Here is a 12,603-nt window from a genome sequence, read left to right on the forward strand (position 1 = left end):
CTGTGGAACGATCCGGCGCAATTCCCAGTTGTCACAACGGAAGTCCTGCGTCCGTCGTCCCTGTCAGGATCGGACGAAAGGGCAATGGGGCCGCCGGCAAATCGTTCAAGCTTGCGGTCCACCCGGAAAAGGTGCATGGGTCAAAATGGGTAGAGATATGGGCGAGATCGTCGTTGACCGAACGGGGTCGCGGCGCTCGAATGGGCAGATGTATTTTCCGCAGTTTCTTGTGGGAATGGTGGTTACGCTTCTGGTGATCCTCGGCTGGATGTTTGCATCCACGGGATCTGTCTGGGCGGCATTGGGCTGGACAGTGCTTGCCGCCGTCATCCTCCAGGTGGGCTATTTCGCGGCGGTGCTGTGGCTCGTCCAGCGCGAAGGCGCGACCGACGAGGCCAAGTCGAGCGAGGGCGCTGCCTCGCCCGCCAAATTGCCCGGCCCGTTCGAGCGGGACGGCATCATCCAGGCGCTGCTGTCGCGCCTGTTTCCAAAGTTACCCTGAACCACAGGCGGACAAGCGCGTCGCATAGCCTGGCGCGGAACGCCAAGCGGCGCAAAAGCCGCTCGGCTAATGAGGGACGGATCCTCAGCGGGTGGCGGCAGCCGTCGTTGAACGCACCGTCTCTGGGGACGAGAAGACGACGAGGCCGAAGACCAGCACCGCGGCGGCCACGATCAACGAGCCGATCGCCACGACCGGTTCGATCTCCGGGTGGCCTCCCGCCAGCATCCAGTAGAGCGCCGGCAGCATGATCACGATGCCGACCGTATAGAGGCCGTAATGGATCATGGCGATGCGGCGCTCGGCCTTGGCCGGGTTGAGCGCATAGTAGCCGCCGAAGATGGCGCTGGTGACCCAGCCAAGAAGGTTGATGTGAGCATGCGCCGGAAACGCACCGTGATCGCCCGAAATCGCCATCTGCAGTCCGGCGGCGACTCCCAGGATGAGAAAGACGATGGCCGTCTTGAAGAAGAGTTCCGATACCCGTGGCATTTGTTGTCCTCCCAATGCCTTTGTAAACCCGACTCTGCGCAGTCTACATCGTGCGAGCCATATTAGCCATGACGCACCTAAGCCGGAGCCAAAGCCGCGAGGTTTGGCGGCGGTCTTGCAAAAAAATGGCTCGCCTCCTTCGAAGCGAGCCGAAAGGGAGCCGGGCTTGAGGTCGGCTCCATCCAGGTTGCCACCTGAATTCCAAGCAGAGCTAACGTAATAGAGCCCGGAATTTATCCCACCGCAACGGGGCAAAGGTTTTTCCGACGCGCGGCCGCTAGCCTTTGCCGATCGGCCATCGGACACAAGACGCCGCCGGCCAGCATATTTCCCCGATCAGCCGGCGGGCGAAAGCATGCGCTTCAGCGTCCCGTCCCTCAGCCAGAGCTGATGGTAGAGCGCCGCCACGACGTGGACGGCGATCAGCACGATGAATGCGGGCTTGGCAAGCGAATGGATGTCACCCCAAGGGTCGCCCAGATAGAACGCAAGAAGCCCGATTGCCGGCGTCGCCAGCAACAGCACATAGAACAGGCCGTGCGATGCATGCGCGGCGACCCGCATCCATCTCGATCCATGACCGGCGGGGGCCGGCACGCCGGATGCCAGCCTGAGGAGCAGTCGAACAAGCACAAGCGCAAGAACGGACAGGCCGACCCAGTAATGAGCTGAGCCTAGCGCCTGGTCGGTGGCCGATACCGGCTGGCCGTCTTCGGCGGCGTCCACGACGACCGTCATGCTCTCACCGAAGAAGAGCTGAAATAAAACCAGCGCTGCAATCAGCCAATGCAGCGCGATCTGAAAAATCGAATATCCATGTCTGGTTTCCATCGCGTCCGTTCCCCTGAATACAAGGCGTCCCACGCCTTCACGTTGTTGAATAGTCATGAGGACGGTGGCCGAATTTGGCTCGAAAGCTCCCGCAATTGTGGCCGCAACGTTACATTTTCGTATGGCGGGCATTCGCGCCGGCCTTGGCGGTTCGAGACCGGGACCGGCGCCTTGCAAGCGCGCAGCATTTGGGCAATGCTTGGGACCGGGGGAGTGGTTTCCGTAGTTTCGGAAGCGCGATTACATGTTCATCGACTACTACGAAATTCTGGAAATAAGCCCGAACGCCAATTCCGAGACCATCGAGCGGATCTTCCGCTACTTTGCCATGCGCTATCACCCCGACAATCGGGAAACCGGCAATGAATCGCGCTTCAGCGAGATCGTTGAAGCCAACAATACACTCCGCGACCCCGTCAAACGGGCTCAATATGATATCCTTTACCGTGAGCATCTGGGTCTTCGTCACGAGCTCACGGAAGGAGCGCGCGACGGCGGTGGCATGGAGCGGGATTCCGTCATCCAGGCCAATCTGCTGTCGCTTCTCTATGTGAGGCGCCGGCGGGACGTCAACAATCCGGGCATCGGCGACGACGAACTCGAGCGCCTGTCCGGCTGCCCTCGCGAGCATCTCGAGTTCCACCTGTGGTACCTCAAGGCGAAGGGCTTCATCGGCAGGACCGAGAACGGCACGTTCGCGATCACCGTGGAAGGCATAGATCACGCCGGGGTCAAGCAGGGCCGGGATCGCCCTGACGTCACCCGCCTGCTCGATCACGCCGAATGAGCCGGTTTGCGTCGCCCAGATCGTCAAAGGCCCGCCTGCTGGCCTGAACCAACGGCGGGCGCGCTCACCCTCCCGTCGGTCCGTCCGGCGTTATGGGGTTGTGGTCGATGTGGGTGTCGCCGTGGCCGCGGCTTGCGCGTCGATCTTGCCCGCCAAAGTATCCTTGGCCCAGGCGGTGACGTCGGCGTCGACCGGTTTGTTGGCCATGTCGGCAAGGGCCGCGTCCAAGGACTCATTGGTGGGAGCCGGTGCGTTGTCAGCCGCGGCCTGAGCATCGGTGATCGCCTGGGCGTCAGTGGTGCTGATCGTATCGTTCAGCGCAGTGATCTCATTTTCGAGGTCAGTGATTGTCTGGGGCGAAGTGGTCGAATCGGCCTGCGCCGCGGCCAGATTTGTCTCGAGGGTCGCCAGGGTGGCTTGGTCGGCGGCCAGCTTGTCGTTTGCCGCCTCAAGCGCGGCCTGTGCGTTCTGGGCCGCCGCAGCCTGCGTCACATAGGCCTGAATGCCGGCGAACTTCTTGCTCTTGGAATTCATATAGGCGTTGATGTTGCGCTGCAGCGAGTTCAGCCGGCCGAGCTTGGCGTGAATGTTCTTGTCCTTGGGCGTGGCAGACGTGGTCGTATCGTCAGTCGTCATGTCATCGGTCGAGCTGTCATCCGATGCGCTGGCATCGGCGCTCTTGTCGTGGCCCGGAGCCGAGGCCGAGTTACCGTGCGAGGCGCCGCTGTTGCCTTTGCCCCCCCCATTTCCATTGCCGCCACCGTTGCCGTTACCGCCGCCGTTTCCGTTGCCGCCGCCATGGCTGCCGCCATTGCCGTGGCCGCCGCCGTTACCGCCGGCGCCGGCAAGCGCGGGGGCGGCCGCGAGCGCAAGAATAGCAAGGGATGCCAGAAGTTTCTTTCGCAATGTCATTGTGCTTCTCCGCAAATGAATCGTCACTGTGGCCCAACCGCTAGGCAGCCTCTTATGAGAATTTCCTAATGGCGTCGGATAAACTTTAAGCAATTGCGGTCGCGAAATGAGAGCATGGCCGCGGCCTCTCCGCAATTTTCCCAAAACACTACGTTAACCCGTTGAAATTTAACATAAATACAAAAGGCTTAGCATCTGTGGGCCGTTTGGAACAAAGAGGGCCCTTGTCTCGCCAGACCATCGTCCCAAGAGGCAATCGCCGCCGCGACAATCCCCTGCAATCGGACCACCTGCGCCTTTGGAACCCTGCCGAAAGGTCGGGGTTAAACAAGCGAAGGGACATTGCCTAAAAGGACAGTCATCATGAAACGAATTCTTCTCGTTGCCGCCTTTGTTGCTTTGTCCGGCGGTCTGGCGACGGCGCAGTCGGGCACGTCGTCGACTTCGTCGTCCACCACAACGACGATGCCCAGCAGCCAGAGCACAGACACGACCACGACTAACTCGACCAACTCGAATTCAGCGAAGAACTGCGCGCCTGGGCAGCAGGCCGGCAGTGCCAAGCAGGCGGCCCCTGGCCAACAGGACACGAGCGCCAAATCCAACGCTCCCGGCCAGATGAAAACCACAACGGAAGGCTGCTAGCCACTAAGCGCAAGCGGGCCTGGCTTTTGCCGGCCATCAAGAAGGATTTGGATCTTCCGTGCCATCAGTCTCGGTCGGTATGTCGGTTGCCGTCTCCGGCTCCTGACCTTCGCCTGAACTGGTCGGGGAAAGCACGGTCAGGTCCATCCGGGCGATCCGGGACGCGGATTTTCCTTGGGCATTCGGCTCGCCGGTGTCCGTCTCAAAAACCGAGGCTTTCGCGAGGTGGCCTACGCTTTCGGCGCGCTTGCCCGGGAAAGTTTTCGACGCCTGGGGTCTGCTCGCTTGATGCACGGCGCCTGGGCGGTGCTGGCTTCCAACAAGAGAGGTCATGGCTGCGCTCCTGATATTGGATGACAGCAAATCCCTAGCATTCCTGGCTGGCGCCAGCCTTGCAGCTTTTTAGAGAATCCTAAGATACATCCGTTCGTCCCCCTAGCCGCCAACCAGGGGCACGGTCACCGAGGTGGTGTAGCTGATCGGGTAATCGCTGAAATAGGGGAAGCTGATCACAAAGGCATAGCTGGCGTTGACGTGGGCCATGCGGAACCCGCCGCTCGCCGGATCGGTGGTGATGGTGACGTTCACATTCCGCAGGCCAAGCGCCTGAAGCTTCTGTGTGGCGACGGCCTGGATGTCGGCCTGCGTCAGCGTGTTGTTGAGCTGCAGGGAGCGCGCCGAGGCTTCGAGCGCGTAGCGCACGCTGGATACGCTGTTCATCGACCAGCCGAAGGCGAAGATGCCGAACAGGAGCATGATGAGAAAAGGCGCGACCAGCGCGAATTCGAGACCGGCGCCGCCCGCTTCATTAGCCGCAAATGCCGAAAGCCGGAGTCTTCGTTTAGCGCACACGGACCACCTGCACATGGCCGATCGCGGTATTGTCTGGGTATGGACCAAAGGTGAAGGGCGGGATCCAGGTGCCGGATGCCTGAATCTGGACGTAGACGGACGGCGCCTTCGGTCCACTGCATAAGGTCGACGCATCGACCACGGTGGTCCCGCACTTGTAGATGCGACTAATCGTAACCTGCGCGTCGGAAGGCTTGTTCTCCCAGCTCGCCAGCGCGACAGTCTGGGTCGCGCTGTCGTCAGCGGAGCCAGCCATCACGAGGTTGGCCGCCGTTTTCACGCCGGCGCGCATCGACAGCGAACCGTTGACATAGGACCAGCCGTCCATGATTCCGAGCAACGCCGCACATAGGACGGGCAAGACAAACGCGAGTTCCACCGCGGCGATGCCCGATTCATCGCGAATGGCCGGCATCAATCGACGGGCAGCGGATTTCACTCGACCACCGCGACCGACTGAGCGGCCGGGATGTCTTTCATCCCGAGGCTCGAGCAGTCCTGGTTGATGGTCGAGTTGCCCGACCACTGGATGGTATCGGCAACGACTTGTGTGCAGCCATTCACGCCCGAGAAATTGCCGAGATAGTTGACCTGTTGCCTGGGAAAATAGATTGCGCCGGTCAAAAGCGAGGTCGCGGTGCCGTTGAAGGTGCTTTGCGCGGCGGTCCCCGTCCTGTCGCCGTAGAACAGCACGCCCGAATAGGTGCCCGTGGTCGGGGCGGCAAGCGTCACGGTGGCGTTGCCGTTCATGCTGACAGTGTTGCTGCCGGCCATGAAGATCGTAACGTCGCTGCCTTGGATGACGGCACTCGCATTGATCTTCAAGTCGCCCTGGACGACGTAAACACCGGGGGAAAGCGTGATATTGCCGTTGAGGCTCATGCCGCTGCAGTAGGTCCCGGGCTGGATCGTTTGCGTCGTCTTGTTGCCGTTGATCTTCTGGCACGGGCTCGTGGTCGCGGGAGCCGGCAAGCTGGCGAACGGATCGGCCGCCGGCAGCGCCTGGGTGATCGGGGCCTTACAGACCATCGTTGGCGGATTGTTCAGCACCATGCCGCCGGCGCTGATCAGACAGTCGGTCTGGACAGCCGCCGAGCCCTGGATCTTGATTGCGTCGGAGGCGTTCGAATTCGCCATGTCAATGCAGCCGATTTTCTTCGCGTTGGTGCTACCGGAGAAGAGCAACGCCTGCGAGGCCGTGAGACTGAGCGCTATGTCGCAAGCTTTCGAAGCGTCGGTGATCAGCGCCACCGCCCTCGCCCGCTCCGGCACCTTTGTCTGGGTGAAGATGGACGTGAAGATCCGGTCGAGATCCTGGTTGAGGATGACCTCGACCGCCTTCTTGGCCGTGTTCGGTCCCGACGCCGGCGGGGTGTTGACGACGATGGTGCCCGCACCAAGGCCATTCGAGGCGGCCGATGACGCGGCGGCGGCGGTGATGGCATCCGTGTTGGATCCGGCGATCTTTTCCAACGCGCCGGCATAGGCGGCCGCGTCGGCGATCGCCTGCAGCTTCAGGCTCGAATAGTACCAATAGGAGGTCTCGACGCCGAGCCCCGCGCCGCCGACGACGACCGGCAGGGTGAGCGCGAAAATGGTGGCGACATTGCCGCTCTTGCCTTCGCAAAAGCGTCGGAAAAAAAGTCGAGAAAAAAACTGTCTGAAGAAACGACCCGAAAAGGCCATGGCCGAGCGCGCCCAAGCTATCCCAGTCGTCAGGTCATCATTGCCATGTGAACGAATGCCTAATTATTTCGTTCGATTTTTGCCGGTGGGACCCTAGCGCTCCGCTGCCCCCACCTTGCGCCGCGCACACTAAGACTTAAGGCCTATAAGACATCGGACTTAAGGTTTAAGTGCCGGTAAAACCATGCATTTTAGCTCTTTCTGCATTTTATCTATTTTGGAAATCGCCCGTAGAGAGACGGCGCGCATATCACATCTCGCAGGTCTGCGAGGATGGGGTCCATGTTGAGACGTTTTTTGGCATCGAGGCGCGGCAACTTTGCAATCGCGGCCGCGGTCGCCATGGTGCCGCTTATGCTTGGCGTGGCGGCATCCGTCGACCTGATAGGCACGAGCGACGACGCCGCGCAGTTGCAGAACTCGCTGGACGCGGCCGGCTTGGCGATCGGCACGAAATACCTGCCAGGCATGTCGGCAAGCGACGTGCAGCAACTCGGCCAGACCTTCTTCGCCGCAAATATGAGCGCAGCCGACGCGCAGGAGCTATCGGGCAGCCTCGCCGCCTTCCAGGCCAGCGCGAGCGGCAATCCGGGCGCCTATTTCATTTCGCTGTCGTCGAGCGTCAGCCGGCCGGCCTTCATCAGCGGCATGCCGGCCTGGCAGGCGACGCGCACCGCCTCGGTCAAGCTCAAGCCCGGCGCGCAAGCCTGCGTGCTCGCGCTCGATCAGCATGCCGGCGGCGCGGTCAACCTGCAGGGCTCGACCAATGTGGCGATGGACGGCTGCGTGATCGCGGCCAATTCAGACGCGCCCGACGCCGTCAACCGCGGCGGCTCGGCGATCGTCAGCGCCGGCTGCGTCTCGACGGTCGGCGGCACGCAAGGGCTGACGCCGCCGAACGCCACGCTTTCCTGCGGCGCGCCGCATGAGAACCAGTATGCTTCGTTCGATCCGCTGGCCGACGTCGTTCCTCCCGCCTACACGCTCTGCCTGCCGGTGCCCAATGGCAAAACGGTGACGCTCTCGCCGGGCACCTATTGCGACAAGACCTTGTCGGGAAAGATCACCCTCAATCCGGGCACCTATATCATGCGCAACGTCACCATAAAGCCGGGCGGCAACGGCAGCCTGAGCGGCCAGGGCGTGACGATCTTCCTGATGGAGAACTCACAACTCTATATCAACGCCAACGAGCAGGTGAACCTGTCGCCGCCCACCAGCGGCCCCTACGCCGGAATCGCCATCTACCAGGCTCGCGGCAACACACAGGCGCTGACGCTGAACGGCGGATCGGGCTCCGTGGTCAGCGGCTTCATCTACGCCCCGGACGCCGTCATCACCTATGCCGGAAATTCGGACATGAACGCCCAGGGCAGTTGCCTGCGGCTGGTCGGCGATACCATCTCGATGACGGGGAACTCGGCCGTGAAATCGGATTGCACGGCCGAACTCGGAGGCCGGACGGCGTATGCGGGCCGGATGATCACCTTGGCGAAATGAGCGCCAACCTCCTCCGCCAGGAGGAGGAGATTGCGCCTAGCCGACAATATCCGCGCCCGCTCGCTCGTCGAAGAGCACGGCGCAGCCGCGCTTGAGCGCGACCTGCGTCAAGGCGTTGGCCGCGTCCTCATCCGACGAGACGAAATCGCCGGTCAGGACGCGCAACTCCTCGACGGCCCTCGACATCGGCACGATACGGCCGGCCGAACGGTCGCTCACGCAGGCGTCGATGACGCACAGAAGATCGATGAGGTCGAAATTGTCCATGGCGGCCTCCGCCAGCGCCATCCCTTCGTTCCGTCAACGGCCCGGGGCGCGGACTGGTTCCCGCGCCCGGTTTCATCCGCGCGGCCTGGCGGGCGCGCGCTTGAGATCGAAGCGGGCCGGCAGGCATGGCTCGAGGCAGGCTCGGCGCAGCGATCCGGTGGCAATCGTATCGATCGGAAGAAGGATCACCATACGGGCCTGGCGCTCGGGCCAGAGCGGCCTGCCGAAGACGAAGAAGACGCCGCCGACCAGGCCGGCCAGAAGCAGCGCGGCAAACAGATTGGCGATCATCTTACCAGGTTGCACGGCCGGCAACTCCAGGAGCGGTTTCAGGGAAAGGCGTGCCCGCCATATCGCAGGAATAGCGGGCACGCCGTGGTCAACCGCCGATGAAGGGACTTTGTCCGGCGGCTTGCTAGCCAATGATTTTGGTGCCGTCGTTGTTTCCTGAAAATAGGCGTGTCGGGCCTCTGCGCTCGTACGATGGGACTTCGGTCCGAAGCTGGCCCGGGACCGTCGCCCGAGGGTCGGAACATCCACCTTGCACGACAATGCCCAAGCGTTCGGCTGAGCTCGCGGTCGCCTCAATTAATTAGCAATCACTCATAATAAGGCTTATGAATACACTGGCGGTCGCCGACGATCGCAACGTCAGGCGCCGCTTCACACATGGGAGGGATACCATGGCCGAAGTTGCAATGAAGGTGACGAAACTCGAATCCAAATCGCACAACAATCCCGACGAGGTCCGCGCGCCCGCCAAGACGCGTGTCGAGATCGTGCGGCTGCCGGGCTATACGCTCGGGCGGATGAACATGCAGCCGGGCTGGAAATGGTCCGAATGCGTGAAGCCGGTGGTCAAGACCGACAGCTGCCAAGTCTCGCATGTCGGCTATGCCGTGTCCGGCTCGATCACCATACGGATGACCGACGGCACGCAAAAGACCATCGAGGCCGGCACTTCCTACACCATCCCGCCCGGCCACGACGCCTGGGTGGAAGGCAACCAGCCGTTCCAATGCATCGAGGTGCTGAGCGCCGAACAATACGCCAAGCCGGCATAGCGCAGACAGTCGCAATTTACGTTCAGAAGCGAAGGAGGGATCGCCTCGCGAGGCGATCCCTCCTCAGCCTGCGGCGGCGTCTCCCGCGCAAAGGTCACGCGCACAACCGGCGTTCTATCTGTGGCTGCGCCCCCAGTTGTGGAAACCTGCACGGCCAAGCGTGGTGGCTTGACAGAGAGCTTCTTTTGTTCTCTTTATGTTCCGTTAATTCCCCTTACAAAAGACGCAGCTAATGCTGCAATGCCACACAAATGGCCATGGGAGCGCGCGATGGCCGCCACGAACACCGCCGCGGCCGCCACCATCCTGCATGCCGACCTCGACGCCTTCTACGCCTCGGTCGAGCAGCTGCTCGATCCGTCATTGCGTGGCAAGCCGATCGCCGTCGGCGGAGGCGTGGTGCTGGCGGCCTCCTATGAGGCGAAAATTTTTGGCGTGCGCGGCGGCATGCCGGGCCGCAAAGCGCGCGAGCTCTGCCCTCAGCTCATCTTCGTCGGCGGTCATTTTTCCGAGTACCAGCGCCTCGGCGACGCCGCGATCAAGGTGCTCGACGATTTCACGCCGGCGGTCGAGCGCATCTCGATCGACGAGGCTTTTGCCGACGTCGCCGGCTGCACGCATCTGTTCGGATCGCCGCAAGAGATCGCGCGAAAAATCCGCGAGCGGGTGAAGGCCGAGCTCGGTCTGCCGATCTCGATCGGCGTGGCGCGGACGAAGCATCTGGCCAAGATCGCCTCGCAGGTGGCCAAGCCCGACGGGCTGGTGGTGGTCGAGCCCTGCAGCGAGCTCGCCTTCCTGCACGACCTGCCTGTCACGCTGATGTGGGGTGTCGGCCCGGCGACCAAGGCCAGGCTGGCCGAGATCGGCGTCGAGACGATCGGGCAGCTGGCGCGCACCCATAGCGGCGCGCTGGAGCGGCTGATCGGCCACGCCGCCGGCCAGAAGCTTGCCGCGCTCGCCTGGAACCGCGACCCGCGAAAACTCGAGACACACCGCCGCGCGCATTCGGCCGGCGCGCAATCGGCGCTCGGCAGGAAGCCGGCCGTGCAGCGCGTCTTCGTGCCGACGCTGCTGCATCTGGCCGACCGCGTCGCCAGCCGGTTGCGCGCCAAGGACCGGCCCGGGCGCACGGTGACGGTGCGGGTTCGCTTCGCCGATCTGCGCGCAGTGAGCCGCTCGATCACGCTCGACCAGCCGATCCAGGCGACCGCGATGCTGGCGGAGATCGCTGAGGAACTGGTGCGCGGCGTGCTTGCCGTCCATCCGGGCGAGAAGGACATCTCGCTGCTCGCCATCTCCGTCTCGCATCTGGAGGAGCATGCCGAGCTGCAGCTCGAACTGCCGCTCGGGCTGGCGGACGAGAAGCTGAGGCCCGGCAGCCGCAAAGGTCTCGCGCGCTTCGGCGCCGACCGGGCGGTGGACAAGATCCGCCAGCGCTTTGGCAAGGAAGCGGTCGGCTATGGCACGGTGGCGCTGGAAGGCCCGCGCTCGGTGCCGGACGGGTTTAGGGAATTGGCCGAGAAGGAGCTGTGAGTGGCTGAGGCATCTCCGCTGGCGGCATTGGAGATTGGCGAAAGCCTACGCGCCGTCCGTGCGCTACGTACCAACCGCTTCGGATAACCTCCCATCCGTCGGCGCGGGCCGATTTCCAATCTGTGAAGTTACGCGTTCCCCCACTTGCAAGAACGTCGGTGCTGGGCTCGATTGCCCAAAGCCAGGCTTAAGGACGCCGGAGAGGCAAAGGGGGCCGCGATGGAGCCGATTGCGGCTGGATCACCACCGGACGCGGATGGCGGCGCGCCCGAGCGATACGATCTCGGCCTCTGCCTTTCGGGTGGCGGCTACCGCGCCATGCTGTTTCATGCCGGCGCGCTATGCCGCCTCAACGAGGCCGGGCTGCTCCAGAAACTCGACATGGTAAGCTCGGTCTCGGGCGGCTCGATCGCCGCCGGGCTGCTGGCGGTGCTTTGGCCGCGTTTCGCCTTCGTCGACGGTGTCGCCGCCAATTTCGATATCTATCTGGACAGGATCCTGGAGTTCTCGCAAGTCTTCCTCGACGCGCCGGCGATCTTCAAAGGCCTGCTCAACCCGTTTTCGAGCGCGGCGCGCGAAGTCGCCGCCTGCTACGAGAAACACCTGTTCGCCGGCTCGAGGCCGATGTTGAAGAGCCTGCCGGAAAAACCCTGGTTCGTGTTCTGCTCCAGCAATCTCGGCACCGGCTCGCTGTTCCGGCTGTCGCGGCGCTACATCGCCGACTACCGCATCGGCGTCGCCTACCAGGCCGACCTGCCGGTGGCTCTCGCGATTGCCGCCTCCTCGGCCTTCCCGCCTTTCCTGTCGCCGCTGCGGCTCGACCTCACGCCCTTCGCGTGGAAGAACGACAAGCTCGACCCCTCTGTCGGCCCGCCGGTGCCGCCGCGGCGCGCCGTGCTCACCGATGGCGGCGTCTATGACAATCACGGCATCGAGCCGGCGCTGAGACGCTGCCGCTGGCTTCTGGTCAGCGACGCCGGCGCGCCCTGGCAGGCTTCGAGCGCGGGCTACCGGAACTGGTTATCGCAACTGAAGCGCGTGCTCGACACCACCGACAATCAGGTGCGCTCGCTCAGGCGCCGGGATCTGGTGGCGCGCTTCCAGGCAGCCAAGGACGCCGACGATCGCGGCCTGGCCAACGACGCGACCCGGCCCGGCTATGCGGCGACGCGCGGCGTCTTCTGGTCGATCGCCAGCAAACCCGACACGACCGAGCCGAGCTTCGTGCAGACCGCCGCCGCCGCGCCTGCCGATATCGGCACCTCGCTCCATTTCCTGGGCAGCGAAGAGACGGTCGACCTGGTGAACTGGGGCTATTGCGCCGCCGACCAGGCGCTGCGGGGCTGGTACGAGCCGGCGGTGGCTGCGGGCAAGGGCGTGCCGCTGAAAGCGGGCGACGTGAAGCCCGGCCGCTGCGCGCGAGTGTCGAGGATGGTGATGAGTGGCTTCAAGGTTTGAGGGTGCTCGAGATTGGCAGTTCCGCCGCCTTCGCCAATTATCAATCGCCTTGGCGCAATCCAATCCGGTTCGTG

General features: G+C 63.2%; 16 protein-coding genes. 6 read left to right on the forward strand and 10 right to left on the reverse strand.

Going from position 1 to position 12,603, the window contains the following annotated elements; genetic code table 11:
• The first annotated feature begins 157 nt into the window (after positions 1-157).
• The gene (locus tag FJ980_RS04090; protein WP_246676300.1) at positions 158-502 is read left to right on the forward strand and encodes an exopolysaccharide production repressor protein; all 345 of its coding nucleotides are present in this window, start codon (positions 158-160) and stop codon (positions 500-502) included.
• Between the two features lie 84 nt (positions 503-586).
• Here FJ980_RS04090 and FJ980_RS04095 read toward each other — a convergent pair whose 3' ends face one another.
• Together FJ980_RS04095 and FJ980_RS04100 are read right to left on the reverse strand one after the other, a co-directional pair.
• A complete protein-coding gene (locus FJ980_RS04095; protein WP_140541662.1) occupies positions 587-994 on the reverse strand; it encodes a hypothetical protein in 408 nt (135 codons plus the stop codon).
• Between the two features lie 336 nt (positions 995-1,330).
• Positions 1,331-1,957, reverse strand: coding sequence for a cytochrome b/b6 domain-containing protein (locus FJ980_RS04100; protein WP_246676301.1), 627 nt, complete (start codon positions 1,955-1,957; stop codon positions 1,331-1,333).
• 112 nt (positions 1,958-2,069) lie between these two features.
• On the opposite strand from FJ980_RS04100, the gene FJ980_RS04105 reads away from it, so the two are divergent.
• Positions 2,070-2,612, forward strand: a complete 543-nt coding sequence (locus FJ980_RS04105; protein WP_140541664.1) for a J domain-containing protein — start codon at positions 2,070-2,072, stop codon at positions 2,610-2,612.
• A gap of 90 nt (positions 2,613-2,702) precedes the next feature.
• On the opposite strand, the gene FJ980_RS04110 is transcribed toward FJ980_RS04105, so the two are convergent.
• The 6 genes from FJ980_RS04110 to FJ980_RS04140 all read right to left on the reverse strand — a co-directional run bounded on the left by FJ980_RS04110 (position 2,703) and on the right by FJ980_RS04140 (position 6,707).
• Entirely contained in the window at positions 2,703-3,524 is an 822-nt protein-coding gene (locus tag FJ980_RS04110) for a hypothetical protein (protein WP_181181099.1), read from the reverse strand.
• Positions 3,525-3,847: 323 nt separating this feature from the next.
• Entirely contained in the window at positions 3,848-4,087 is a 240-nt protein-coding gene (locus tag FJ980_RS04120; RefSeq protein ID WP_140541667.1) for a hypothetical protein, read from the reverse strand.
• A gap of 118 nt (positions 4,088-4,205) precedes the next feature.
• Positions 4,206-4,502, reverse strand: a complete 297-nt coding sequence (locus FJ980_RS04125) for a hypothetical protein (RefSeq protein WP_181181100.1) — start codon at positions 4,500-4,502, stop codon at positions 4,206-4,208.
• 102 nt (positions 4,503-4,604) lie between these two features.
• Positions 4,605-5,021, reverse strand: a complete 417-nt coding sequence (locus FJ980_RS04130; protein ID WP_246676302.1) for a TadE/TadG family type IV pilus assembly protein — start codon at positions 5,019-5,021, stop codon at positions 4,605-4,607.
• Positions 5,011-5,460 carry a TadE/TadG family type IV pilus assembly protein gene (locus FJ980_RS04135; RefSeq protein WP_246673361.1) on the reverse strand — a complete coding sequence of 150 codons (450 nt, stop codon included), beginning with the start codon at positions 5,458-5,460 and terminating at the stop codon, positions 5,011-5,013. Before FJ980_RS04135 ends, FJ980_RS04130 begins: the two co-directional genes overlap by 11 nt.
• Positions 5,457-6,707, reverse strand: coding sequence for a pilus assembly protein TadG-related protein (locus tag FJ980_RS04140; protein ID WP_140541669.1), 1,251 nt, complete (start codon positions 6,705-6,707; stop codon positions 5,457-5,459). Before FJ980_RS04140 ends, FJ980_RS04135 begins: the two co-directional genes overlap by 4 nt.
• A gap of 282 nt (positions 6,708-6,989) precedes the next feature.
• On the opposite strand from FJ980_RS04140, the gene FJ980_RS04145 reads away from it, so the two are divergent.
• The gene (locus FJ980_RS04145) at positions 6,990-8,207 is read left to right on the forward strand and encodes a TadE/TadG family type IV pilus assembly protein (RefSeq protein WP_140541670.1); all 1,218 of its coding nucleotides are present in this window, start codon (positions 6,990-6,992) and stop codon (positions 8,205-8,207) included.
• A gap of 36 nt (positions 8,208-8,243) precedes the next feature.
• Here FJ980_RS04145 and FJ980_RS04150 read toward each other — a convergent pair whose 3' ends face one another.
• Together FJ980_RS04150 and FJ980_RS04155 are read right to left on the reverse strand one after the other, a co-directional pair.
• Positions 8,244-8,495 (reverse strand): hypothetical protein, encoded by a 252-nt coding sequence (locus FJ980_RS04150; protein WP_348639810.1) that lies wholly within the window; start codon positions 8,493-8,495, stop codon positions 8,244-8,246.
• 51 nt (positions 8,496-8,546) lie between these two features.
• The gene (locus tag FJ980_RS04155; RefSeq protein WP_140541671.1) at positions 8,547-8,780 is read right to left on the reverse strand and encodes a polymerase; all 234 of its coding nucleotides are present in this window, start codon (positions 8,778-8,780) and stop codon (positions 8,547-8,549) included.
• A 377-nt stretch (positions 8,781-9,157) separates the two neighbouring features.
• On the opposite strand from FJ980_RS04155, the gene FJ980_RS04160 reads away from it, so the two are divergent.
• From FJ980_RS04160 to FJ980_RS04170, 3 genes are all read left to right on the forward strand, one after another.
• Positions 9,158-9,538 carry a cupin domain-containing protein gene (locus FJ980_RS04160; RefSeq protein WP_140541672.1) on the forward strand — a complete coding sequence of 127 codons (381 nt, stop codon included), beginning with the start codon at positions 9,158-9,160 and terminating at the stop codon, positions 9,536-9,538.
• 270 nt (positions 9,539-9,808) lie between these two features.
• On the forward strand, positions 9,809-11,071 hold the full coding sequence (gene dinB / locus FJ980_RS04165; RefSeq protein WP_140541673.1) for a DNA polymerase IV: 1,263 nt from the start codon (positions 9,809-9,811) through the stop codon (positions 11,069-11,071).
• Between the two features lie 219 nt (positions 11,072-11,290).
• On the forward strand, positions 11,291-12,529 hold the full coding sequence (locus FJ980_RS04170; protein ID WP_140541674.1) for a patatin-like phospholipase family protein: 1,239 nt from the start codon (positions 11,291-11,293) through the stop codon (positions 12,527-12,529).
• Positions 12,530-12,603 lie beyond the last annotated feature (74 nt).

Source organism: Mesorhizobium sp. B1-1-5, from assembly GCF_006443065.1.
GTDB lineage: Bacteria > Pseudomonadota > Alphaproteobacteria > Rhizobiales > Rhizobiaceae > Mesorhizobium.

What these genes read in the sequence shown, in the direction of transcription:
- FJ980_RS04090 (WP_246676300.1), top strand. Translation starts at nt 158, where the DNA reads ATGGGCGAGATCGTCGTTGACCGAACGGGGTCGCGGCGCTCGAATGGG.
- FJ980_RS04095 (WP_140541662.1), bottom strand. Translation starts at nt 994, where the DNA reads ATGCCACGGGTATCGGAACTCTTCTTCAAGACGGCCATCGTCTTTCTC.
- FJ980_RS04100 (WP_246676301.1), bottom strand. Translation starts at nt 1,957, where the DNA reads ATGCCCGCCATACGAAAATGTAACGTTGCGGCCACAATTGCGGGAGCT.
- FJ980_RS04105 (WP_140541664.1), top strand. Translation starts at nt 2,070, where the DNA reads ATGTTCATCGACTACTACGAAATTCTGGAAATAAGCCCGAACGCCAAT.
- FJ980_RS04110 (WP_181181099.1), bottom strand. Translation starts at nt 3,524, where the DNA reads ATGACATTGCGAAAGAAACTTCTGGCATCCCTTGCTATTCTTGCGCTC.
- FJ980_RS04125 (WP_181181100.1), bottom strand. Translation starts at nt 4,502, where the DNA reads ATGACCTCTCTTGTTGGAAGCCAGCACCGCCCAGGCGCCGTGCATCAA.
- FJ980_RS04140 (WP_140541669.1), bottom strand. Translation starts at nt 6,707, where the DNA reads ATGGCCTTTTCGGGTCGTTTCTTCAGACAGTTTTTTTCTCGACTTTTT.
- FJ980_RS04145 (WP_140541670.1), top strand. Translation starts at nt 6,990, where the DNA reads ATGTTGAGACGTTTTTTGGCATCGAGGCGCGGCAACTTTGCAATCGCG.
- FJ980_RS04150 (WP_348639810.1), bottom strand. Translation starts at nt 8,495, where the DNA reads ATGGCGCTGGCGGAGGCCGCCATGGACAATTTCGACCTCATCGATCTT.
- FJ980_RS04160 (WP_140541672.1), top strand. Translation starts at nt 9,158, where the DNA reads ATGGCCGAAGTTGCAATGAAGGTGACGAAACTCGAATCCAAATCGCAC.
- dinB (WP_140541673.1), top strand. Translation starts at nt 9,809, where the DNA reads ATGGCCGCCACGAACACCGCCGCGGCCGCCACCATCCTGCATGCCGAC.
- FJ980_RS04170 (WP_140541674.1), top strand. Translation starts at nt 11,291, where the DNA reads ATGGAGCCGATTGCGGCTGGATCACCACCGGACGCGGATGGCGGCGCG.